Here is a 22,725-nt window from a genome sequence, read left to right on the forward strand (position 1 = left end):
CGAAACCCACTGGCAGATTCATCGAACAAACATTGACCTTGCCATAACGCAGGCGCTATCATTGCCGCCCTAAAATATGCACTGGTCGAGTTTTAGCCAATCTGACCAGGGATCGAGAACCGGTCTGGCCTCGCCAGACGGACAAAATTGAAACCGAATCTATCAGGTAGGTGATTTTCGAATGCCAGCTGTTAAAGTGAAAGAGAATGAACCGTTTGACGTAGCACTGCGTCGCTTCAAGCGTTCCTGCGAAAAAGCGGGTGTACTTTCCGAAGTACGTCGTCGTGAGCACTACGAGAAGCCGACCGCTGTTCGTAAGCGCAAAGCAGCCGCTGCCGTTAAGCGTCATCTCAAGAAGCTTCAGCGGGAACAGCGCAAGTTCGAGCGTCTGTACTAAGTTTTATCTGACGCCGCTTGACTGCAAAGCACTGATTGCCTGTACAGCCGCAGGCTGCACAGAGCGACTCAAAAATGCCGCCGAGGCCTGGCTTCGGCGGCATTTTTGGCTATTGGCCAACTCCGATGAAGGCCTGATGTGGAGCCCCCATGAGCGGACTGATCCCTCAACAGTTTGTTGAAAACCTGCTGGATCGTATCGACCTGGCGGAACTGATCGGTTCACGCATCACGCTCAAGAAGGCCGGCGCTAACTACAAGGCCTGTTGCCCGTTCCACGACGAGAAAACACCCTCGTTCAACGTTCGGCCGGACAAAGGCTTCTATCATTGTTTCGGGTGCGGCGCCCATGGCGATGCCATCAGCTTTGTCAGGGAGTTTGAAGGCCTGGGTTTCACCGAGGCGGTCGAGGAGCTTGCCAAGCGGGTTGGTCTCGAAGTGCCCTACGACCGGGCCGCAAAACAGGAAATCCAGCAGGCGCGAACGCTGACCGATGCACTGGATTTTGCCAGTCGCTTCTATCAAACAGCACTCAAAGGCCAGCAAGGTGCCTACGCCCGGGACTACCTGCAACAACGGGGTCTGGATAACGCCATCATCGAGCAGTACCAGGTGGGCTATGCGCCCTCCACCGGCACGGCGCTGTTTGATGTTGCCAGCAAGGACCTGCAGGGTCCGCTGATTGAAACCGGCACGGTTTCCGACAAGTACGGCAAACCCAGGGACCTGTTCCGCAACCGGGTGATGTTCCCGATTCGCAATAGCCGGGGCAGAACCGTGGCATTCGGCGGCCGCACCCTGGGCGACGACAAGGCGAAATACATCAACTCCCCGGAGTCGGATGTGTTTCACAAGAGCCGCGAGATTTACGGGCTTTTCGAGGCCAAACAGGCCATCCGGCAACTGGACAAGCTGCTGGTGGTTGAAGGCTACATGGATGTGATCGCCCTCGCCCAGCACGGCATTCACTATGCGGTTGCGACGCTGGGCACAGCAACGAACCAGGACAGCCTCACAGCGCTATTGAAGCAGGTCAGACACATCGTGTTCTGCTTTGACGGCGACCAGGCGGGCTTCCGGGCCGCGGACAGGGCCATGGAAAACGCACTGGAACTGATGGCCGATGGCCTTCACCTCCAGTTCCTGATGCTGCCGCAGGACGAGGACCCCGACACCCTCGTGCGCAAGGAGGGGCCGGAAGCGTTCCAGAAGCGCATTGAAGGGGCAACGCCCCTGTCCCGCTATCTGTTTGACCGGCAGAGTGAAGGGCTGGACCTGCAACTGCCAGAGCACCGGGGCGAATTGCGAGCCAGGGCCGAACCGCTGCTCAACAAGATGCCCAGAAGCACCCTCCGGGATGCCATGTGGCACGAGATGCTCCGCCTTTGTGGTGGCCGGAGCCAGTGGCAGAGCCGCCAACAGGGGCAGAAAGGGCGCTGGAACGGCGAGCGACGGGATCGGGTTTCCGAAGATCGGATCGATGTGAAACTCAGCAAGGACAGCATTCTGTGCCTTGCCCTGCTGGAAGCACCGGACCTGGCCACCGAAGTCACCGAGCTGGCCCGCAGTTCCCGGCAATTCAATCAGGCCCGGAGTTTTGCCGAATGGATTCTGGAAAACGACATCCGGGACAGGAAAACCCTGGTGCGCACGCTGGCACTGGACACGGGCGCTCGTGAGCGCTTCTACCACCTGTTTGACGGGATCGAGCATATCCCTGCGCGGGAAAGCACACTGGCCGCCGCCCGTGAGCTTCTGAGTCCGAACGAAGAGGCATCCCGCCAGCAGAGGCTTGCCACACTATTGAGAAATCTGTCGAACCTCACAAGCGAGGAACGACAGGAGCTGAGAGCCCTGAGCAGCGGCACCGGGGACTAGCAGCACTTGAAACTTGACGCACTGATCACCATCTAACCTTTGAGCCTAGGCTCCTTGGTGGCAGAGCAACTAAGCGACAGCTATAATAGCTGTTTAACTTTTTTCCTTCTAAAAGCGAGTTTACAGGGTGTCTATGTCAGGCAATTCGCAAAAATCACGTTTGAAAGACCTCATTGCACGAGGCAAGGAACAAGGTTACCTGACTTACGCCGAGGTAAACGACCACCTCCCGGAAGACATCGCCGATCCGGATCAGGTCGAAGACATCATTCGCATGATTAACGACATGGGTATCCAGGTGTGCGAAGAAACACCGGACGCCGATACCCTGCTGATGACCGAGGGCGACTCCACCGCTGACGAAGCCGCCGCAGCCGAAGCCGCTGCCGCTCTGGCCGCTGTTGAGACCGACGCCGGCCGCACTACGGATCCCGTCCGCATGTACATGCGCGAAATGGGCACCGTCGAACTGCTGACTCGCGAGGGCGAAATCGTCATTGCCAAGCGCATCGAGGAAGGCATTCGCGATGTGATGGCCGCCGTTGCCCACTTCCCGGGCACGGCTGGCACCGTTATCCAGGCCTACGACCGCATTCTCGAAAACGAAGGCCGTATCAGCGACATCGTAACCGGCTTCCTGGATCCGGACGACGCCGAGCCGTTCATGGGTGAAGACACCACACCCGAAAGCTCTGATGATTCCGACTCGGATTCAGACGATGACGACGACTCCTCGGAAGAAGAAACCGATAACGGCCCGGATCCGGAAGAGACCCGGCTCCGGTTCGAACTGCTCAACGAAAAGCTGGAGGCCGCCAACAAGGCCCTGGCCAAGCACGGTCGGTCCGACAAGAAAACCCAGGAAGCCCTGAACGAGCTGGGCCAGGTTTTCGCACCGTTCAAACTCGCCAACAAGGCCTTTGACGAGCTGGTGAACGTGGTTCGCTCCACCAACGACCTGGTTCGTGAAAATGAACGCGCGATCATGCAGATCTGTGTTCGCGAGTGCAAAATGCCCCGCAAGGACTTCATCAAGTCGTTCCCGGGCAACGAGACCAACCTGGACTGGGCCGACAAAATTGCCAAGAGCAAGAAGCCTTACGCAGCGCCCTTGGCCGAGCGTATCGACGAAGTCGTTCGCCTGCAGAAGCGCATCCAAAACGTACAGACTGAAGTGGATCTGGACGTTGCCGACATCAAGGAAATCAACCGTCGGGTTTCCATCGGTGAAGCCAAGGCTCGCCGCGCCAAGAAAGAGATGGTTGAGGCCAACCTGCGTCTGGTTATTTCCATTGCCAAGAAATACACCAATCGCGGCCTGCAGTTCCTGGACCTGATCCAGGAGGGCAATATCGGCCTGATGAAGGCCGTCGACAAGTTCGAGTACCGTCGGGGCTACAAGTTCTCGACCTACGCCACCTGGTGGATTCGTCAGGCTATCACCCGCTCTATCGCGGACCAGGCCCGCACCATCCGTATTCCGGTGCACATGATCGAGACCATCAACAAGCTCAACCGCATCTCCCGCCAGATGTTGCAGGAGATGGGTCGCGAACCCACGCCGGAAGAACTGGGCGAGCGCATGGAAATGCCTGAGGACAAGATCCGCAAGGTATTGAAGATCGCCAAAGAGCCGATCTCCATGGAGACTCCGATTGGTGACGACGAAGACAGCCATCTGGGCGACTTCATCGAAGATATCCAGGCCCTCTCCCCGGTGGATTCCGCCACCGCCGAAGGTCTGCGCGAAGCCACCCGCTCGGTACTGGCCGGCCTCACCGCCCGCGAGTCCAAGGTTCTCCGGATGCGCTTCGGTATCGAGATGAACACCGACCACACCCTGGAAGAAGTCGGCAAACAGTTTGACGTTACCCGTGAGCGGATCCGTCAGATCGAAGCCAAGGCCCTGCGCAAACTGCGCCATCCTTCACGCTCCGATCACCTGCGTGGCTTCATCGACGATCAGGGCAATCAGGGATAATTTCCCAAACAGTAGCGGGCGCCACACCTCACCGGTATAATGGCGCCCGCTTTGTTTCCCCCAGGAAACACCTTTCAAAACAGCATTCGCTGAACGGGCCTATAGCTCAGTTGGTTAGAGCAGGGGACTCATAATCCCTTGGTCGCTGGTTCGAGTCCAGCTGGGCCCACCATTCCCTGTGTTTGTTTTCAGTCCAGTAAATGGTCAAGCCGTGACAATCGCTTGTCGATACATGGTTCTGCCGCCCTTCATTTTCGTCAAAAAAGCCAACGTCCCCCAAAGACAAGCCGAATACACTAGCTCCTGAACAAAAATACCAGCCGTCCTTTCGCGGCCCGAGTATAAAAACAACGAAGTAATGGAGTGTATCAATGGCTTTTTCCTCCCGTTCCCGGTCAAGGGCACTTTCCCTTGCGATCGCCACCGCCTCTGTCGGTTTCTCCGTTTCCGTTCATGCCAGCATGGGCAACATCGGCACCACCTATGGCGTAATGCCCGTGGATGTTGCTACTGCCCAGTCACTGTCCATGTTCAATGACCAGGTGTCAGCCACCTATTACAACCCTGCCTACCTCACGAAAGACGAGCGGGGGGAACTGACTGCGGGCATTCTGCACTCCGAGCAGGAGCTGCGTTCTGCGAATCCGAATGCCAACGGCGACATCCTTGCCAACTCTCCCAGCCAGCACGTTCTGATCGGCATGAAAACCAATCTGGGTTCGTTGACTCGTTTCAAGCATCCGATCTATCTGGGGTTCATTGCCGGGGTCGAAAAATACGGTAAGGAAATGCTGGCGTTCGATTCCCAGACCTCGGAGAACGGGCAGTTTCTCAAGTATGGCAAGGAGCCATTGTTCCTGAACATTGGCGGTGCAACGCCACTCTGGCGCGGAATCTCGGCCGGCGCGTCGGTGCGGGTCACACTGGATGCCCAGGCAAATCTTGACGCTGTGTCGACTCTGGGTGGTGAAACCAGCCGCGAGCGCCTTGCAGTCAATGCCGAACCTTCGCTCAAAACGATTCTTGGCACCAACATCGATCTTGGAAGCACGTTCTGCCCTGAAAGCGACTGTTTCCTGAACGGCTGGGAAACGGCATTCACCTATCGCACCAAATCAGCAGCCTCCACGTCGGTGGACTCCAACATCATTGTTACCCAGACCATTCCTGATCCCGGCCTCAGCCTGGCGGTATCGACCATTGATTCCTTCCAGCCGGAAACCTTCGGCTTTGGCGCTCAATACAAGGGCGAAAACTGGCGGATTGGTGGCAGCTTGGAGCAGCAAAACTGGTCCGAGCTGGAAAACGAATTTTCTTCCGATACGATCAAGGACCAGCAGTCCGTTGCACCGGGCAGCCGGATCAAATTCGACGACGTGCTCGTTCCAAGAATCGGTGCCGAATATACCCTCACCAAGAATTTTTCCGTTCGCGGCGGCGTTGCCTATGAAGAGTCTCCACTGAAGTCTACCCGCAACCCGGAAATCAATTATCTCGATACCGACAAGATCGTGGTCGGCCTGGGCCTGAGCGCCACGTATGACCGCACCCGTCTGCTGGCCTACCCCGTCCGCCTGGACATCGGTTACCAGTACCAGCAACTGCAGGAGCGCGATTTCACACTGGTGGATTTTGACGGCAACGAAACGCCGGTTACTGCAGACGGCGACGTTCACGTTGTCAGCGGTTCCATCACCCTGAAGTTTTAAGGAGGGCACGCCATGAAGTACAACAACACACTGGCAATGATACCCGCCCTGTTACTGGCCGCCTGTGGTGGCGACGAACAGACCATGAATGAGAAAACCTCCCCCGGCTCGGTGGTTTATTCCTACCCGGCTGATGGCCAGGCAGATGTCAGCCCGAAAGCGGACATTGTTCTGCTCTTCAGCCATGCTTTGACCGATGAGGATGCAGATCTCCAAGACAAGATTCTGCTGCAATCGGAGGGACAGCCACTGCCCTTCTCGATCAGCCGGATTGACGGCGGCAAAAGCCTGAAGCTGTCGCCCTCGTCGGAACTCGACAACCTCGGCGGCTACACGGTGACGTTCAGCGAACCTCTGGCTGCGGAGGGCGGTCGCCAGATCGACACCCCCAACGCGGTCGGCGATGCCGGCATCCAGTTCGAGACTCGGGGAAGTTTCTCCGGACCAGCAAGCATAATCAACTCGGCCGCGGATTTTGGTATCGCCTGGCAAGTTCCGGCAAACAACAGTCCGTTCGAGGCCATGAACTTCTCCACGTTCCGCCTGGCCATGACCCACCCGATCCATCCGGACTGGAAGGCTCTCGGCGGCTCCATCCAGCTGCTGGATGGCAACGGAGAGGTTGTTCCAGCGATGGTTCTGGTGAAAGACAACCGGATAACGGTGGACCCATGTCTGGTCGAGGATCCCAGGGACTGTGGCAGCAAGGACGATGTCCTGGACACCAGCCAGACCTATACCCTGCGTCTGGAAAACCTGGCCAGCCTGACTTCGCCCGAAGCGGACCGGTTCAGTGAGGAGATCGCATTCACGCCCCGCGAGACAGGCCCGACGGTCGTACTTCAGCAGTCTGCTGTTGATTCCGGGCTGGCCGCAGGTATTGCGGAGCAAGACGTCACCCGATCCGTCCTGAACGGCCAGGTCATTAACGGCGTCACGCTCAACTCGGTGCTCCAGGGAGAAGCAGGCCCCTCCCAACAGACCGGCGACCTGTTTGCAGAGCTGGCTTATGCGCCGGCATTCGAGGCTGATGAGGCACTTCCGTTGCGTATCGCCCGGGGCAGCGTGTTGAACAGTACCAGTCTGGATGTTCTGGTGGGCGGCGAGGTTCCTGTGCTGGACGCCGCTACCGGCCAACTTCAGACCACCGGCAACATCAAGGTCACCATGTTGTCAGACGCATCCGGCTACCTGAGCCCCAACCCCTACACCAATGACATTAACGCGCCCAGACATATCACGCTGTTTATGGATGTTTCCATGAACACCGAAAATGCCCAGCCCAACGCAGCGCTCTCCCAGGATCTGATGGGGGTCGAGTTGCGGGGCATCGCGCTGGTGCAGGATGGCGTATTGACCATCGATGCCATCGGAATGGTGGAACCAAACCTTCTCGGCCAGGAGTACACCGACTCGACCATAGCCTTTCATCTTCAGGCGGCCACCGATGCCGACTCGGTTCTCGACGCCGAGCTACTCCGCGAGCCGGACAGCACTGCCCCCAGTCTGATCAGCTGGATGCCCGGACCGGACAACGCCATTCCGGATACGCGTCAGTCCATGCAGCGCCCCGGGGATCCGGTCATTCTGTTCTTTGATGAGCCCCTTGCTGCGGACTCCATTGATACCGGAATTTCACTGTTCGCGGACGGTGTTCCTGTTGAGACACTTGAGACACAACTGGACGGAACTGCCGTTATCGTGAATCCGGGCGATGGCCTGCGCCATGGCGTTGACTACGAAGTCGTCATCGATGGTTTGACCGATCTGGCCGGCAACCCAGCCACCACGGCACCGTTACAGTTTTCACTGGATGATATTGGCGGCTCCGCTGTAACCCGACGCCCTGCCCTGGCCCTGACCACCTATCCGGGCTACCCCTGCGAAACCGATCATAGTCTGCTGGATCTCTCCGCCGGCGTACTGGGACAGTGCTATTCCGATGGAGGTGTGGGTGACACTCTACCGGTCAGCACCATGCCGTCAGATCGTCCCATTACCGTTGTCTTCTCCAAGTCCATGGACCTGAATTCCATTATTCAAGGCGACACCTTCATCGTTGAGAAAGTGAGGCAGGAGCCCAATGGTTCGGTCACGGTTGTGGAAAGCAACGTACCTGGCCGGCTTGAAAAGAATCTCCAGCGGATCCGGTTCTACCCGGACCAGCCCTGGGAAGCCGACGCACACTATCGGTACACCCTGAAGTCATCGGAGGATGCAGGAAGCTGCTCGACTGGAAGCTACACCTCAGTTTGCGATTCCGATGGCCTTGCGCTGAAAACCGACCTGCTTGAAGGGCTTGATGACGGAGGTGGCAACAACGGACCGGACGACATGGTGATCTATTTCACCGGAACCGAGCCTCTGGACAGCGTTTTCACGCCTCTGCGAAACCTGCCAGTTCGCGACACCAATGCCAACTTCATTGTGGACTGTGACTCCAACACCAACCCGGACTGTCTTGAGCCGTTTGACCATCAGGGCAGCGACGCTGAGGGCTGGGCCGCTTCAGCCAATTCAACGAAACTGAGGGTTCGCAATAACGAAGCATCAGCCTCTCCGCCCGTGATTGTAGCCAGTACCGCCGATGCGCGGGTTGGCTGCGAGACCGGCGAGCGTTGCCCCAAAGATAAGTTCATCTACCAGACCTACGCCCTCAACACGGAAGTTATTGGCCCTGGCGTTTATGAGCCAACCGGCGATGAGGGGATTCTGGTGAACCTGTATCCCACGCAGTTGGCGACCACATCGATCAGTGTGTTCACAGAGCTTCGGGTTTTTGGATTTATCCCACTCCAGGAGGAGTCCATTACCAATACCCAGGTCCTCCGCATGCGCTATGCCAAGGACGACCCGGCGTGTTCCGGCCCGGGCTGCAGCCGCTCTGGCCTGATACCTGGGGTAATAACCGAGGGTGAAAATGGCCAGCCGGTCTTCAAGACCCGGGCCGAATTGATGCTCGATGCTCCCGATATGGAAATCCCGCTGGGGGGCCGCCACGACCTGTACGGTCGGGAGTTTGTGCTTGAACTGGAGGGCAATATCACCTTCTTCGATGACGGTCGGATGCAGATTGAGCAACGCAACTCAAACCTGGTCGACATTAATGTCCGGGCGCGGGCGCTTGGGGTGCCTGGCGGCGAAATCGTGACGATTAATCTGCCCCTACAAATCCCCGAACAGGGCGTTTACCTCAACTTCATATCCAATCCGGTCAAAGATCTCCCGGCTGAGCCGTAAAACGCTTTGAAACCACTGCAAAGGTCCAGCCTTCGGGTTGGCCCTTTTTGCACAGGGTACAAGCGGTGGTTATTTCCCCATCCAAGCCATTTACTGCTAATCTGGTTGCAGATTGAAACTGCTATACAAAACAACAACCCTTCAGGAGAGCCCCTTCATGGAAAATGGCACGCACTATCGTACCTGTCACCTTTGCGAGGCCATGTGCGGTGTCGCGATCGAAATGAAGGACGGCCGGATTGCTTCCATCAAGGGCGATGAGAATGATCCGCTCAGCCGGGGGCATATCTGTCCGAAGGCGGTTGCGCTTCAGGATCTGCACGAAGATCCGGACCGCCTGAAAAAGCCCATACGCAAAACCGGGACCGGCTGGCAGGAAATGGAGTGGGCGGAGGCGTTTGACCTGGTCGCCGAAAAGCTCCACCAGACCCGCCAGGACCACGGCCGCAACAGCGTCGGCGTTTACCTCGGCAACCCGAACGTACACAACCATGGTTCTCTGGTCGCCACCATGCCATTGCTGCGAGCCATCGGAACCCAGAATCGGTTTTCAGCAACGTCAAACGATCAGTTGCCTCACATGCTCGCCAGTCTCGAGATGTTCGGGCATCAGGTTCTGTTTCCCATTCCCGATATCGATCACACGGATCTGTTTATCTGCATTGGCGCCAATCCCATGGCGTCCAATGGCAGCCTGATGACGGTTCCGGACTTCCGCGGGCGACTCAAGGCCCTGAAGCAGCGCGGCGGCAAGATGGTTGTGGTAGACCCCCGCCGCACCGAGACCGCAAAGCTGGCCGACGAATTCCACTTCGTCCGGCCCGGAAGCGATGCCTTGCTGATGATGGCCATGGTGCATACATTGTTTGAAGAAGACCTGGTGGATCCCGGCCCGGCGGAGAGGCTGGTGAAAGACGCAGACCTTCTGCGCCTGGCCGCTCTCAGCTTCACCCCGGAAGCGGTCAGCGCACACACCGGCATTTCCGCGGAGGACATACGCGCCCTCACCCGACAGCTCGCCACCACGCGAAAGGCGGCTCTTTACACGCGCATGGGAACAAGCACCCAGACCTTTGGCGGTGTGGCAACCTGGCTGGCCTATTGCCTCAACATCCTGACCGGGAAACTGGACCTGCCCGGCGGCGTTCTGTTCTCGCAGCCGGCGATTGATCTGGTAGAGCTTGGCGCCATGGCCGGTCAGAAAGGTCACTTCGGCAAGCGCCACAGCCGCGTGAAGGGACTGCCTGAATTCGGCGGAGAATACCCGGCCAGCACCATGGCCGATGAGATGTTAACCCCCGGCGATGGGCAGATCAGGGCTTTTGTCACCGTTGCCGGCAATCCCGTTCTCTCCAGCCCCAACGGCCGACGCCTGGAAGAAGCCCTGGGCGGCCTCGACTTCATGGTCTCGGTGGATTATTACCTCAACGAAACAACTCGGCATGCGGATATCATCCTGCCCCCGACCGCGGCGCTGGAACGCAGTCACTACGATCTGATTTTCAGCATGTTTGCGGTGCGCAATTTCGCCAAGTACAGCGAAGCACTGTTCGATGCCGGCCCGGGTGCCCGCCATGACTGGCAAATTCTACTGGAACTGGCCCACCGACTGGAAAAGCTCCGGAAAGGTGGACAGCTGCCCCTACGGGCGGAGCTCGGCTGGCGCGCCTTCAAGCAGATTGGGCCAGACCCGATCCTTGATCTGCTCTTACGATCCGGCCCCTATGGCGCCGATGCCGGGCGTGCGCGGGGCTTGTTGCAGCCTGCTGTCGATCTGGTGATGGATATCCTGCCGAAACGACACCCGCTTCGAGGACTGGCCAAGCTCAGCCCCCTGAACCGCCACTGGCAGGAGCTACCGAAAGGGCTTTCCCTGAGTGCCCTGAAGGACAACCCGAACGGCGTCGATCTGGGCCCTCTCCAGCCATCGCTGCCTGAACGCCTGTTTACCCGCGATGGCAAGATCAACCTTGCGCCAAGGCGCTACCTGGACGACCTTGGCAGGCTCCATGAGGCCCTGGCTGCGCCGGCCGGCGACTCCCTGCAACTGATTGGCCGGCGCCACGTCCGGAGCAACAACTCGTGGATGCACAACAGTCAGCGGCTGGTTAAAGGCAAGGACCGGTGCACCCTGATGATTCATCCCAAAGACGCCAGCCGCCTGGGTTTGCAAGCCGCTGACTCGGCAGAAATATCTTCGGAATCCAGGCAGATTGTCTTGCCGGTTGAGATTACCGAAGATGTCATGCCCGGCGTGGTATCCATTCCCCATGGCTGGGGCCATGACCGCGAGGGCACTGGTCAGTCAGTGGCGGCTGCCCATGCCGGTGCCAGCATCAACGACTTGCTCAGCGACGGTCGAATTGATCCGCTCTCTGGCACTTCCGTATTGAATGGACAGCCCGTTGCTGTCAAAGTCTGGCGCCCAGAGCGCCAACGCAAACGGGCCTGATTCACAAAAGGAGCCGAAAATGCCCCAGTGGCTGCAGTGGAGTCTGATTATTGCTGGTCTCATCGCCATCGTTCTGCTGGCGGTCTTCATCCGGCGTCAGATGGGGTTGCTTTCGGAAAATCGCAAACGGCAGGCCAAAGCCGAGGCGTTCCAGACCAACCGCAGACAAGACATGATCCGCAGTGTTCATGTTATTGCGATGGCGGTTGAAGAGGATCAGATCGAATACTCGGAAGCCTGTCTGAGACTCAAGGGCCTGCTCGATCACATTGCTCCGGAGTTGCTGGAGCAATCACCTTTCAGAGTATTCCAGGAAGTGCATGACCAGTTGCAGCACATGCCCACGCACCGGGCACGGCAAGCAACGGAGACCAAGTTCGTAGACAAGATGGACAAGGAACGTTTCGAGGTGGAACAGAAGCATGCCGATGCGATTCGCCGAGCCGCAACCGCTGTCCGACACCATTCCTTTTAAGGTTAGCGTCAGCTGTTCAAGCATCCAGAGAACTGGTCAGACCTTATTTTTGTAACAATTTGTAACTAGACGGTCGGCAAAAAGGATAATTTAGCTCATCAAATCAAAAGGTTCTGACGCGGCGAAAAACTGACACGGCGATCATTCCTTCCTGGTTACAACTGTTGACTTTTCTTTTCTCTATCAGGGTCTAAATTGAAAACAGGGAGGCACCTATTATCTGCGGCAGGTGCCACCTAACGTTGTTTTCTCCTGATAAGTTTGGACGACTCTGCAATAAAGCGGGTGAGCTTGCCGGCCTCGGGGCCGGCTTTTTTTGAGTCAAAATATGGGAGTGCTGACCTTACTGTCTCATCATGCCGGCTATGGCCATAACGCTGTCCTTGCTGTTCACCAGCTCGTCGAACTGCTCTTCAACCTGTTCCCGATTCAGCCCCAACTCGTCGAAGACTGACTGATCAATCTCTTCACCAGCGCCGAGAGCTACACCTCGCGCCGTTAGCAACTGCCGGCCGAGCCAGAGCAAACGGGCGTACACGCTGTTCGATCCACTGTAAAAGCGATTCTTTTGATAACGGATTGCCAGTGTGACCTCGTCGGGCATGCCCCAGTTTTCCATGAGTTGGGCTGCAATCTGTTCTCGTGTAATTCCAAGCAAATAGTGTTCAGTAACGGAAGAATCGATATCAGGATTCACTTCAAGCGAACGGCATACCAGCTTGAAATGTGGCGGAAACACTTGCGCCAAAACCAGGTGGCCAAAGTTATGTAGAAGCCCTCCCAGATAGGCTAGACCAAAGACAGGACGCTCTCCGCGGGGCATCATGCTGGCCAAAATACCGGCGGACTGGGCTTGCCAGATAGCCTGCTGCCAGTAATCCACATAACCTTCGGGATGATCCTGAGGCTGCTTTAATGCCCGCCCCAACGAAAGGCCCATGGCCAGGTTCATGACAAGGTCGAATCCGAGAACTCGGGACACCGCATCATGCACTGACTTTACCTGACCGGCGGCGGCATAGAACGAAGATGACGCCCAGCTGACTACCTGCGCGGCCAAGCTTGGATCGCTCTCGACGATATCGACGAGGTCCCCCATCACAGCATTGGGGTTTACTCGTAAATGGATGATTCTCTGCGCGGTTTCAGGCAGAGGTGGTAACTCAAGCGTATCTTCAAGTCGCTGTTGTATTCTTAAACCGGTGAATTTTTTGATGGCCGAATGGAATTGATCCCGATCTCTGTCGTGGTCATCATAATTAACCGAAATAGATTCCAGGGCGACCGCAAGAGAGTGTCGATCGGCGTTGGCTGTCAGAGCCTGGAAGTCCTCTGCGGGCATTACCATCGCCAGATTTTGCTCGCCAAGCTCCAAAGCAACCGCAGAAAGTTGGTCCACACGCTCATCAACAAGCGTTGGCCAGCCGGTCAATGACGGCAGTGCCGGGAGCGCTTTGAGGCCGGCCCGCTCTCTCACCCGCACTTGCTCCCGGCGCTTCATCAGACGCAGATCACGCCCCAGTTCCTTGTTCATCTGTTCTAAATCAATCAGATCGTCCTTGCGACAAATCACCTGCAGGTTTCCTTGCTCATCAGTCAGCAGGACCATGCGTAACAGTTCTTTTCGGCTGGCGGTGCTAACATCCCTCAAGGATACGCCCGCTGCGGTCTCACCCAGAGCCTGCTGAACTGCGACAGGTAATTCCATAAAGTTCTCCCGAATATTGCTGTTTTCCATCGGATAATCCGAGTGAGAAAATCACATTAAGTTCAGTATAGGGCAAAGAAAGGGCCCTGACGTTGACTGAACTCTATTTCCAAAGCGCTCTCATACGCTTTCGAAGGCTCATTGGACGCCTTCACACGTCGCCATAGCGCGTCCGGTCGCCGAGCCATCGGCGAACCAGAGCCCGGACAACTTCCGGATGGAGCATCAGGCCCGGCGCCATTTTTCGAACCGGCTCAATCCAGCCCTTGTCGCGTTCGAAGTCCGCCAGACGAAACTGCATCATACCGGTTTGCCGGGTACCCAAGACTTCGCCCGGCCCACGAATCTCCAGGTCTTTCTCGGCAATAAAGAAGCCATCCTGGCTGTCCCTGAGTGCCTGCAGGCGGGCCTTGCCATTGGCAGACAGGGGCGGGTGATACATCAACACACAAAAGCTCGCCTGCTCCCCCCGGCCAACCCGACCGCGAAGCTGATGCAACTGGGCCAGGCCCAGGCGCTCAGGGTTCTCAATGATGATCAGCGAGGCATTGGGTACGTCAACGCCCACTTCAATGACCGTTGTTGCCACCAGCAGGTCCAGCTCGCCAACTTTGAACTGCTCCATCACCGCCGCCTTTTCCTGAGCCTTGAGCCGGCCATGCACCAGCCCCACTTTCAGATCCGGCAATCGCTCGGCAAGCTCCTGGGCAGTCACCTCCGCAGCTTGACACTGCAGAGCCTCGGATTCCGAGATCAGGGTGCAGACCCAATAGGCCTGTCGACCTTCCCGGCAGGCGCCCCGAACCCGCTCAATCACGTCTTCCCTGCGGCTGTCGGGAATCACGATGGTTTCGATCGGCTTCCGTCCTGGAGGCAGCTCATCAATCACCGAGGTATCGAGATCGGCATAGGCGCTCATGGCAAGCGTACGGGGAATGGGTGTTGCGGTCATAATCAACTGGTGAGGTGCCAGTGAGCCACCGACACCCTTTTCCCGCAAGGCGAGCCTCTGGTGGACACCAAAACGATGCTGTTCATCGACGATCACCAGGGCAAGACGGTGGAACCTGACATCGTCCTGAAACAGGGCATGGGTGCCGATCACCACGGCGGCATCCCCTGACTGGACCGCTTCCAGCGTTTCGGCCCGGGCCTTTCCCTTTACCTTACCGGATAGCCACGCGAGACGGATGCCCAAAGGCTCCAGCCATGCCCGGAAATTCTGAAAATGCTGTTCGGCAAGGATTTCGGTGGGCGCCATCAGGGCTACTTGTGCACCGGCGCCAATAGCCTGCAAAGCCGCCAATGCCGCTACGACGGTCTTGCCCGAGCCAACATCGCCCTGAACAAGCCGGAGCATCGGCAGTGGCTGGCTCAGGTCCTGACGGATGTCGGCCAGTACATGACGCTGGGCACCGGTGAGTGCAAAGGGCAGGGAATCCAGGAAACGCTCGGGCAAATCTCCCGTGGGCAGGAGCGGGAGCGCTTCACGGGCCTGAATCTGTTCACGTACCTGGAGCAAGCTCAGCTGGTGGGCCAGCAGTTCTTCCATCACCAGGCGCTGTTGCGCCGGATGGCGTCCTTCCATAAGCAGGTTGACCGGCGCGCTGGCTGGCGGGGAATGCACCAGCTGGACGGCTTCGGTGATTGCGGGCAGCTGATACTCGGCCAGCAGGTTCCCGGGCAACCAGTCACGGATCGGAAACCGGTCAAGATAGCCCAGAGCCTGCTGGCAGAGCGAGCGGACGCGAGGCTGCTGGATGCCCTCTGTCAGCGGGTAAACCGGGGTCAGGGTCGCCTCACCTTCCGCAGGCATGGGCGGCGGATTGATCTGGTACTCCGGGTGGTAGAACTCATAACCTGCGCGCCCGGGCCGGACTTCGCCAAAGCAGCGAACCCTGGCGCCCTCGCTCAACTGGTTTTTCTGGGCCGCGTTGAAATGAAAAAAGCGCATCACCAGAAACCCGCTGTTATCCCGGAGAGTTACTTGCAAACTGCGCCTGCGACCCATGATCAGGTCTGCTTTCATAACCTCCCCTTCCACCACGGCCACATCACCGATGCGAAGACTTCCCATGGGTATTACCCGGGTTCTGTCTTCGTATCGGTGAGGCAGGTGAAACAGCAGGTCCTGCAGGGAGGTAATACCCAGCTTGGCGAGCTTTTCTGCCAGGGCGTTTCCTACGCCCTTGAGCTGGGTGACCGGTATGTCATCCAGTGACGTCATAGTCAGGCTCAGGCGCTTTCGGCCACAACCGGTGTGTCTGTTTTCGCCTTTTCGATTACCCGGCACTGGCTGGCAGCCAGGGAGAGCACATCAATAGCCTTGGGCCGCGGGAACGTAACCCGCCAGGCCAGAGCCACCGTGCGGAACGGCACCGGGGACGCAAACGGTCGAACGGCCAGAATGTCCTCGTGGTACTGCATGGCGGTGGCGGCCGAGAGCGGTAACACCGTAATGCCCAGGCCGGAAGCGACCATATGGCGAATGGTTTCCAGGGAACTGCCTTCGGTCACCAGCGCCGGTGAGCCGTTGTTTGCCCGGTGTGTTACGGCCTCTACCAGGGGTGGGCAGGATTCCAGAACCTGATCCCGGAAACAGTGTCCGGGCCCGAGCAATAGCAATTGCTCCTTGGCCAGCTCGTCGGCAGTCAACTGCTCCTTCCTGGCCAGCGGATGTCCGGCGGGCAGCAACACTACGAACGGTTCGTCATAGAGCGGCAGGGTAACCACTTCCGGCTCCTCGAACGGCAGGGCAATAATAATGGCATCCAGCTCAGACTGCCGGAGTTTCTGCCTCAGGTTGGCGGTATAGTTCTCTTCGATATAGAGCGGCATTTCCGGGGCCGCACGCCTCAATTCCGGGAGCAAGTGCGGGAACAGATAGGGCCCGATGGTGTAGATCGCACCGACCTTCAGAGGCGAATTGAGCTGGTTCTTGCCATCCTGCGCCATGTCCTTGATCAGGCCGACCTGATCGAGCACCCGCTGGGCCTGCTCGATAATGCGCAGACCGGTTTCGGTCACGCGGATGCTGCTTTTGCTTCGCTCGAATAGAGGGATACCGAGCTCGTCTTCCAGCTTTTTCACAGCAACACTGAGCGTTGGCTGGCTGACATGGCAACGCTCTGCAGCCCGGCCAAAATGCCTTTCGCGGGCCAGCGTAACGACGTATCGTAACTCGGTGAGAGTCATGGTGAGCTCCGGTCAGATAGATGCGGGTCGAAGTTTCACGAATTTATGAGGTAAAGCATAAGGATTGAAATTGTCTATGGCAATCACTGAAAGTCGTAAGGCGCCCCGAATTCTCGTTGCCGGTTGCGGCAAACTCGGTGGCGCCATTGCCAGTCGGCTGACAACCTCGGCCACCGTGTTTGGCCTGCGGCGAAATCCCGGGCGTGTTCCCGAGGGCGTTCAGGGCATTGGCGCCGATCTGACCAGGTCTGAGACCCTGGCCCGCAGACTTCCTGCTGACCTCGATATCATCCTCTATTGCCTGACGCCCTCCAGCTACGACCAACAGGGCTATCGCGATGCCTATGTGACTGGCCTGGAAAATTTGTTGGCGGCCCTCGGCAGTCAGTCTCTGAAGCACCTGTTCTTTGTGAGCAGCAGCAGTGTCTATTCACAGGATGACGACAGCTGGGTGGATGAATCCAGCCCCACAAAACCGGCCCGGTTCAGCGGAGAGCAGGTCCTCGCCGGTGAACAGACCGCATTGGAAAGCGGCCATCCAGCGACAATCATTCGGTACAGCGGCATTTACGGACCTTCACGGCGGCGTTTTCTCGAGGAGGTCCGGGAGGGGCGCATGAATCCGGCGAAGCCAGCACCATTCAGTAACCGGATTCACGAGGAGGATGCAGCGGAGGCGGCTGCCCACCTTGTGAAGCTGGCACTTTCGGGGGCGTCACTCGAGACCTGCTATCTTGCCAGCGATTGCGAGCCGGTAAGACTTGATGAGGTAGTAGATTGGGTGCGGCAGCAAACGCCCTGCGCCGATCCGCAGCCCGATGCCCGGAAAGGCGGCCGGGCCGGGAGCAAACGCTGCAGCAACAAGCGACTGCTGGGCACCGGCTTCCAGTTCCGCTATCCGGATTTCCGTGCCGGCTACCGCGCCATGATTGACCAGGGATAAGCCTCCGGCATTAAAAAAGGCGGCCAAGGCCGCCTTTTATCAATGCCGGTGTTTTCAGGTCTTAGCTGAGCACCATCACCGCTTCCATTTCAATGGGCACTCCCTTGGGCAGCGCTGCGACACCTACCGCCGCTCGGGCCGGATACGGCTCCTGGAAATAGGTGGCCATGATCTCGTTGACCGTGGCGAAATTGGCCAGGTCCGTCATGTAGATGTTCAGTTTCACAATGTCCTTCAGCTCGCCACCGGCGGCCTCGCAAACAGCCTTGAGGTTATCGAATACCTGCCGGGTCTTGGCAGAGAAATCGCCTGCGACCACTTCCATGGTTTCCGGCACCAGCGGAATCTGGCCAGACAGGTACACGGTATCCCCTGCCTTTACCGCCTGGGAGTATGTGCCGATCGCCTGGGGCGCATTCTCGGTCTGAATTACGGATTTGTTGGTCATGACCCTTGGTTTCCTCTCTTTCAAAACGCCAATCCTCGCCCTTGCGTGGCGCGCCTGTCAACCGGGCTTTGGTCGGGGTCAGTGCCGCACACGGCTGATGTGGGTAATCGCACGAATGTTGCGGATCCGGCGCATCACCCGGGCCAGGTGCCGGCGACCATTAACGTGTACCACCAGACTGACAACGCCAAAGCGGGCGTTCTGCTCTTCCACGTTAATGCGCTCGATGTTGCCGTCCGCCATGGCAACCGCATTGGCCATCTCGGCAATCACACCGCGCTGGCGCTCCAGCTCTACCCGGAGCTCCACGGAAAATTCGTCGGTAATGTCCTTGGCCCATTTAAGATGCGTGAGGCGAGCCCGCCCCTCATCGTCCTCGGGCAACCGGGAACAGGTATCGGAATGAATCACCATACCTTTGCCGGAATCCATCACCCCAACCACCGGGTCTCCCGGAATCGGCTTGCAACAGCTGGCGAACCGGACCAGAAGGCCTTCCGTGCCACGAATGGTCACCGGGCTGTGATTGCCACCCTCTATATCCCTGGGGGCTTCAATGGCTTCGGCGACCTCTGAGCCGCTCGCGAGCTGACGAGCCACCAGATAGGCCATCCGGTTGCCGAGCCCGATGTCACTGATCAGATCATCAAAACTGTTCACCTGATTGTGGTTCACCACCGCTTGCTTCTGGGCTTCGCTGATTTCGGACAATTTCGCACCAAACCCCTTCAGGGATTTCTTCAGCAGGGTGCGACCGAGCTCCAGCGATTCCGCGCGCTTCTGGCTCTTGAGCACGTGCCGGATGCTGCTCCGGGCCTTGCCGGTCACCACGAAACTGAGCCAGGCCGGGTTGGGCCGGGCGCCGGGCGCAGTGATGATTTCCACGGTCTGGCCACTTTGCAGAGGCTGGCTGAGGGAACCCAGGTTGCGGTTGATTCGACAGGCTACAGTGGCGTTGCCGATGTCCGTGTGGATGGCATAGGCAAAGTCCACCGGCGTTGCCCCGCTTGGCAACTCCATGATGCGGCCTTTCGGGGTGAAAACGTATATCTCGTCCGGGAACAGGTCTACCTTCACATGCTCGATAAACTCCATCGAGTCATCGGCCCGTTCCCGCATTTCCATTAGCCCCTTCACCCAGCGGTCGACCCGGGCCTGATTGGCGCTGGTCACGCTGCTGGGCTCATTCTTGTACATCCAGTGCGCCGCAATCCCGTTATTGGCGATATGCTCCATCTCCTCGGTACGGATCTGGATCTCGATGTTCACATGCATCCCGAACAGAGTGGTGTGGATGGACTGATAGCCATTGGCCTTGGGCATGGCTATGTAATCCTTGAAGCGGCCCGGGAGGGGTTTGTAGAGGCTGTGTACGGCGCCAAGGATCCGATAGCAGTCGTCTTCGGTATCGGTGATGATCCGGAACGCGTAAACATCCATGATTTCATGGAAGGATTTCTGCTTGAACTTCATCTTGTTGTAGATGCTGTTCAGGTGCTTTTCCCGACCCAGAATCCGCCCCGGCAGGCCGCGCTCTTCAAGCTTTTCCTGCAATTTGCCACGAATATCCTCGATGATTTCGCGGTGGCTGCCCCTGAGCTTGTCCACCGCTTTTGAAATGTACTTCGAACGCATCGGATACAGGGAAGTGAACCCCAGATCCTCGAGTTCGGTGCAGATCGAGTGCATGCCCAGGCGGTTCGCTATGGGGGCGTAGATATCGAGGGTCTCGGTGGCAATGCGCTGCCGCTTCTCATAGGGCATGGGGCCAAGGGTGCGCATATTGTGGAGGCGGTCCGCCAACTTCACCAGAATGACCCGAATATCTCTGGCCATGGCCAGAGTCATCTTCTGGAAGTTTTCAGCCTGGGCTTCCGCCCGGGACCGGAATTCGATCTGGGTAAGCTTGCTGACCCCATCCACCAGCTCCGCAACATCGTCGCCAAACTGCTCCGCCAGGGCATCCTTGGGAATGCCGGTGTCTTCGATCACATCGTGAAGCATCGCCGCCATCAGGCTCTGATGGTCCAGCCGGAGATCGGCGAGAATATGGGCGACAGCCAGGGGATGAGTAATGTACCGGTCGCCGCTTTTACGCATCTGGCCCTCGTGGGCCTGCTCGGCATAATAATAGGCGCGTCGCACCTGATTGATGCGAGTGGTATCAAGATAGGAACTTAGCTCTTGAGCCAGTCCTTCAACCGTAGCCTCTGCCGACACCGCGCCTCCACGACTTCATGAAATTCAGGGACAAAAAAACCCGAATGCACGCATCCGGGTCCTTCCAGAGTCCTTCCAGCAACGTTCCATAGCTACACTATAAAACCGCGGGGACAGATTTCAATGCTTCTCGCTTGCGGACAGGTACTTATATACCCGGGTCCGCAGCTGGGTCACTCGTCGTCTTCTTCCTTGAGGAGATCACGAGTAATCTTGCCTTCGGCAATTTCGCGCAGAGCGATAACCGTGGGCTTATCATTTTCTTCAGCCACCATCGGCTCGGCACCCTTGGTAGCGAGCTGACGGGCACGCTTGGTTGCCAGCATTACCAGCTGGAAGCGGTTATCAACGTTTTCCAGACAATCTTCAACGGTAACTCGTGCCATAACTTCCCCGACTCATAAAATGACTGTTTCAGCAGACCGCACAGTTTACTGTGGCCGGTTCAATTTGTATACAGGAAAACCCCGTATCACGACGGGCCGGACAATCCCGCCAGCAACGCTCGATGCCTTGGCTGCTGCACTTCCATGCGAAGGCGCTGGGCCCGGACAATCGCGAGCAGATCTCCGAGGGCGGCTCCGAAGTCGTCATTGACCACCAGAAAGTCGAACTCCACTGCGTGACGGCACTCTTCTTCAGCCTCGGCCAGGCGCCGCTCCACGACCTCCGGCGCATCGGTGCCACGCCCGACCAGTCGCTCGCGCAGCACTTCCGGCGACGGTGGCACGATGAAAATACTGACACACTCGGGAATAAGCCGTCGCACCTGTGCGGCACCCTGCCAGTCGATCTCCAGGATCACATCCTGGCCTGTTGCCAGAGTTTCCCGAACCCATGCCTGGGAAGTGCCGTAGTAATTGCCGAAGACATCGGCGTGCTCCAGAAAGTCGCCCTCGCCAATCATCGCCTCGAACACGGTCCGGCTGACAAAGTGATAGTTCACCCCGTTCTGTTCGCCCTCCCGCACTGAGCGGGTCGTGTGCGAGACGGAAACACCGAGCTTCTCGTCGTTGCGGAGCATTTCCGCCACAAGGCTGGTCTTGCCGGCACCGGATGGCGCGGAAATAACGTACAGAGTACCCTGCTCAACTGCCTGACTCATAACCCGAGAACTCCAAACCTGGACACGGCGGCCGCGTATTCCGGCCAGTAAAGCACGGAATTATACGGACTTTGGCAAAACACCGCACCCCACGAGGGCGTCAGCTGATACCATTTGCCTATCCACTGTTCAGCGACTGCAAGAACCCATGCGAACCACCATCGACATCACCGTGAAGCAGCCAGGCAAAGCCATCGACGCCCTGAGCGAGGCGGCCCCCGGGCTTTCGCGTCAGAAAATCAAGGACGCCATGACCAAAGGCGCCTGCTGGTGGACTCACAAAGGCAAACGCCTCCGGCTACGCCGTGCCACAAAGGAGTTAAAACCGGGTATCCGATTACAGCTTTACTACGATGAGAAGGTGCTTGAGAGGAAACCGGGAAAGCCGATTCTCCTGGAGAATGCGGGGCGCTACACCGTCTGGTTCAAACCTCATGGACTTCTGGCCCAGGGCTCCCAGTGGGGCGACCATTGCAGCTTGCTTCGCCTGGCCGAAATCCAGCTTGAGCAACCATGCTATCTGATCCACAGGCTCGACGCCGACGCTGCCGGACTGATGCTGATCGCCCATGATTCGAAAGCGGCCGGCGCCCTTTCCCAGTGTTTTTCGGGGAGGACCATGACCAAACACTACAAGGCGCGAGTGGCCGGCCTTTTGAACGCTCGGGAGCAGCTCGTTGATGCGCCCGTCGAGGGCAAGGCGGCCATCAGTCGTGTATCAACGCTCGAGCTGGACGAAACCGGGGAAACTTCGCTGGTGGAAGTCAGTATCGAAACCGGACGGAAACACCAGATTCGCCGGCATCTGGCGGGCCTCGGCCATCCGATCATCGGTGATCGCCTTTACGGGCGACCGGCCGGCGCACCCCTGCAGCTCCTTGCCTTTTACCTGGAATTCGACTGCCCTTTGAACAAGCGCAAGATGATGTTCGAACTGCCGGCGGAACTGAGCGACCTCACACTGAATTGACCACC

Annotated in this window: 16 protein-coding genes and 1 tRNA gene; 10 read left to right on the top strand and 7 right to left on the bottom strand. The window is 58.0% G+C overall.

Features of this window, described 5'->3' with window-relative positions; genetic code table 11:
• The first annotated feature begins 181 nt into the window (after positions 1-181).
• The 8 genes from rpsU to CFB02_RS12320 all read left to right on the top strand — a co-directional run bounded on the left by rpsU (position 182) and on the right by CFB02_RS12320 (position 12,131).
• Positions 182-397 carry a 30S ribosomal protein S21 gene (gene rpsU / locus CFB02_RS12285; RefSeq protein ID WP_007153483.1) on the top strand — a complete coding sequence of 72 codons (216 nt, stop codon included), beginning with the start codon at positions 182-184 and terminating at the stop codon, positions 395-397.
• Positions 398-546: 149 nt separating this feature from the next.
• Positions 547-2,274 (top strand): DNA primase, encoded by a 1,728-nt coding sequence (gene dnaG / locus CFB02_RS12290; protein WP_088558204.1) that lies wholly within the window; start codon positions 547-549, stop codon positions 2,272-2,274.
• 133 nt (positions 2,275-2,407) lie between these two features.
• The gene (gene rpoD / locus CFB02_RS12295) at positions 2,408-4,255 is read left to right on the top strand and encodes an RNA polymerase sigma factor RpoD (protein WP_008169681.1); all 1,848 of its coding nucleotides are present in this window, start codon (positions 2,408-2,410) and stop codon (positions 4,253-4,255) included.
• 95 nt (positions 4,256-4,350) lie between these two features.
• Positions 4,351-4,427: transfer RNA gene (locus tag CFB02_RS12300), tRNA-Ile, on the top strand.
• Positions 4,428-4,626: 199 nt separating this feature from the next.
• A complete protein-coding gene (aupA, locus tag CFB02_RS12305; protein WP_088558205.1) occupies positions 4,627-5,964 on the top strand; it encodes an alkane uptake protein AupA in 1,338 nt (445 codons plus the stop codon).
• 12 nt (positions 5,965-5,976) lie between these two features.
• The gene (locus CFB02_RS12310; protein WP_088558206.1) at positions 5,977-9,204 is read left to right on the top strand and encodes an Ig-like domain-containing protein; all 3,228 of its coding nucleotides are present in this window, start codon (positions 5,977-5,979) and stop codon (positions 9,202-9,204) included.
• A 157-nt stretch (positions 9,205-9,361) separates the two neighbouring features.
• Complete coding sequence (locus CFB02_RS12315; RefSeq protein WP_088558207.1) at positions 9,362-11,656, top strand: molybdopterin-dependent oxidoreductase; 2,295 nt, start codon at positions 9,362-9,364, stop codon at positions 11,654-11,656.
• A gap of 19 nt (positions 11,657-11,675) precedes the next feature.
• Positions 11,676-12,131, top strand: coding sequence for a DUF2489 domain-containing protein (locus tag CFB02_RS12320; RefSeq protein WP_088558208.1), 456 nt, complete (start codon positions 11,676-11,678; stop codon positions 12,129-12,131).
• A gap of 343 nt (positions 12,132-12,474) precedes the next feature.
• Here CFB02_RS12320 and CFB02_RS12325 read toward each other — a convergent pair whose 3' ends face one another.
• The 3 genes from CFB02_RS12325 to CFB02_RS12335 all read right to left on the bottom strand — a co-directional run bounded on the left by CFB02_RS12325 (position 12,475) and on the right by CFB02_RS12335 (position 17,034).
• A complete protein-coding gene (locus tag CFB02_RS12325; RefSeq protein ID WP_088559242.1) occupies positions 12,475-13,839 on the bottom strand; it encodes an HDOD domain-containing protein in 1,365 nt (454 codons plus the stop codon).
• A 151-nt stretch (positions 13,840-13,990) separates the two neighbouring features.
• Positions 13,991-16,066, bottom strand: coding sequence for an ATP-dependent DNA helicase RecG (gene recG, locus CFB02_RS12330; protein ID WP_088558209.1), 2,076 nt, complete (start codon positions 16,064-16,066; stop codon positions 13,991-13,993).
• A gap of 8 nt (positions 16,067-16,074) precedes the next feature.
• The gene (locus tag CFB02_RS12335) at positions 16,075-17,034 is read right to left on the bottom strand and encodes a hydrogen peroxide-inducible genes activator (protein ID WP_088558210.1); all 960 of its coding nucleotides are present in this window, start codon (positions 17,032-17,034) and stop codon (positions 16,075-16,077) included.
• A 76-nt stretch (positions 17,035-17,110) separates the two neighbouring features.
• Between CFB02_RS12335 and CFB02_RS12340 the strand changes: the two genes are divergently transcribed.
• Complete coding sequence (locus CFB02_RS12340) at positions 17,111-17,977, top strand: NAD-dependent epimerase/dehydratase family protein (protein ID WP_088558211.1); 867 nt, start codon at positions 17,111-17,113, stop codon at positions 17,975-17,977.
• A gap of 61 nt (positions 17,978-18,038) precedes the next feature.
• On the opposite strand, the gene CFB02_RS12345 is transcribed toward CFB02_RS12340, so the two are convergent.
• The 4 genes from CFB02_RS12345 to gmk form a co-directional block, all read right to left on the bottom strand.
• On the bottom strand, positions 18,039-18,425 hold the full coding sequence (locus CFB02_RS12345) for a RidA family protein (protein WP_008169589.1): 387 nt from the start codon (positions 18,423-18,425) through the stop codon (positions 18,039-18,041).
• Between the two features lie 78 nt (positions 18,426-18,503).
• The gene (locus CFB02_RS12350; RefSeq protein ID WP_088558212.1) at positions 18,504-20,645 is read right to left on the bottom strand and encodes a RelA/SpoT family protein; all 2,142 of its coding nucleotides are present in this window, start codon (positions 20,643-20,645) and stop codon (positions 18,504-18,506) included.
• Positions 20,646-20,818: 173 nt separating this feature from the next.
• Positions 20,819-21,031 (bottom strand): DNA-directed RNA polymerase subunit omega, encoded by a 213-nt coding sequence (gene rpoZ, locus CFB02_RS12355; protein ID WP_008169593.1) that lies wholly within the window; start codon positions 21,029-21,031, stop codon positions 20,819-20,821.
• Positions 21,032-21,117: 86 nt separating this feature from the next.
• Entirely contained in the window at positions 21,118-21,750 is a 633-nt protein-coding gene (gene gmk / locus CFB02_RS12360) for a guanylate kinase (protein ID WP_088558213.1), read from the bottom strand.
• Between the two features lie 148 nt (positions 21,751-21,898).
• Between gmk and CFB02_RS12365 the strand changes: the two genes are divergently transcribed.
• On the top strand, positions 21,899-22,720 hold the full coding sequence (locus CFB02_RS12365; protein ID WP_088558214.1) for an RluA family pseudouridine synthase: 822 nt from the start codon (positions 21,899-21,901) through the stop codon (positions 22,718-22,720).
• Positions 22,721-22,725 lie beyond the last annotated feature (5 nt).

The sequence above is a fragment of the Marinobacter sp. es.042 genome, assembly GCF_900188315.1.
Taxonomy (GTDB): Bacteria; Pseudomonadota; Gammaproteobacteria; order Pseudomonadales; family Oleiphilaceae; genus Marinobacter.

Coding starts and splice junctions, on each gene's coding strand:
- rpsU (WP_007153483.1), top strand. CDS start 182: ATGCCAGCTGTTAAAGTGAAAGAGAATGAACCGTTTGACGTAGCACTG.
- dnaG (WP_088558204.1), top strand. CDS start 547: ATGAGCGGACTGATCCCTCAACAGTTTGTTGAAAACCTGCTGGATCGT.
- rpoD (WP_008169681.1), top strand. CDS start 2,408: ATGTCAGGCAATTCGCAAAAATCACGTTTGAAAGACCTCATTGCACGA.
- aupA (WP_088558205.1), top strand. CDS start 4,627: ATGGCTTTTTCCTCCCGTTCCCGGTCAAGGGCACTTTCCCTTGCGATC.
- CFB02_RS12310 (WP_088558206.1), top strand. CDS start 5,977: ATGAAGTACAACAACACACTGGCAATGATACCCGCCCTGTTACTGGCC.
- CFB02_RS12315 (WP_088558207.1), top strand. CDS start 9,362: ATGGAAAATGGCACGCACTATCGTACCTGTCACCTTTGCGAGGCCATG.
- CFB02_RS12320 (WP_088558208.1), top strand. CDS start 11,676: ATGCCCCAGTGGCTGCAGTGGAGTCTGATTATTGCTGGTCTCATCGCC.
- CFB02_RS12325 (WP_088559242.1), bottom strand. CDS start 13,839: ATGGAATTACCTGTCGCAGTTCAGCAGGCTCTGGGTGAGACCGCAGCG.
- recG (WP_088558209.1), bottom strand. CDS start 16,066: ATGACGTCACTGGATGACATACCGGTCACCCAGCTCAAGGGCGTAGGA.
- CFB02_RS12335 (WP_088558210.1), bottom strand. CDS start 17,034: ATGACTCTCACCGAGTTACGATACGTCGTTACGCTGGCCCGCGAAAGG.
- CFB02_RS12340 (WP_088558211.1), top strand. CDS start 17,111: ATGGCAATCACTGAAAGTCGTAAGGCGCCCCGAATTCTCGTTGCCGGT.
- CFB02_RS12345 (WP_008169589.1), bottom strand. CDS start 18,425: ATGACCAACAAATCCGTAATTCAGACCGAGAATGCGCCCCAGGCGATC.
- rpoZ (WP_008169593.1), bottom strand. CDS start 21,031: ATGGCACGAGTTACCGTTGAAGATTGTCTGGAAAACGTTGATAACCGC.
- gmk (WP_088558213.1), bottom strand. CDS start 21,750: ATGAGTCAGGCAGTTGAGCAGGGTACTCTGTACGTTATTTCCGCGCCA.
- CFB02_RS12365 (WP_088558214.1), top strand. CDS start 21,899: ATGCGAACCACCATCGACATCACCGTGAAGCAGCCAGGCAAAGCCATC.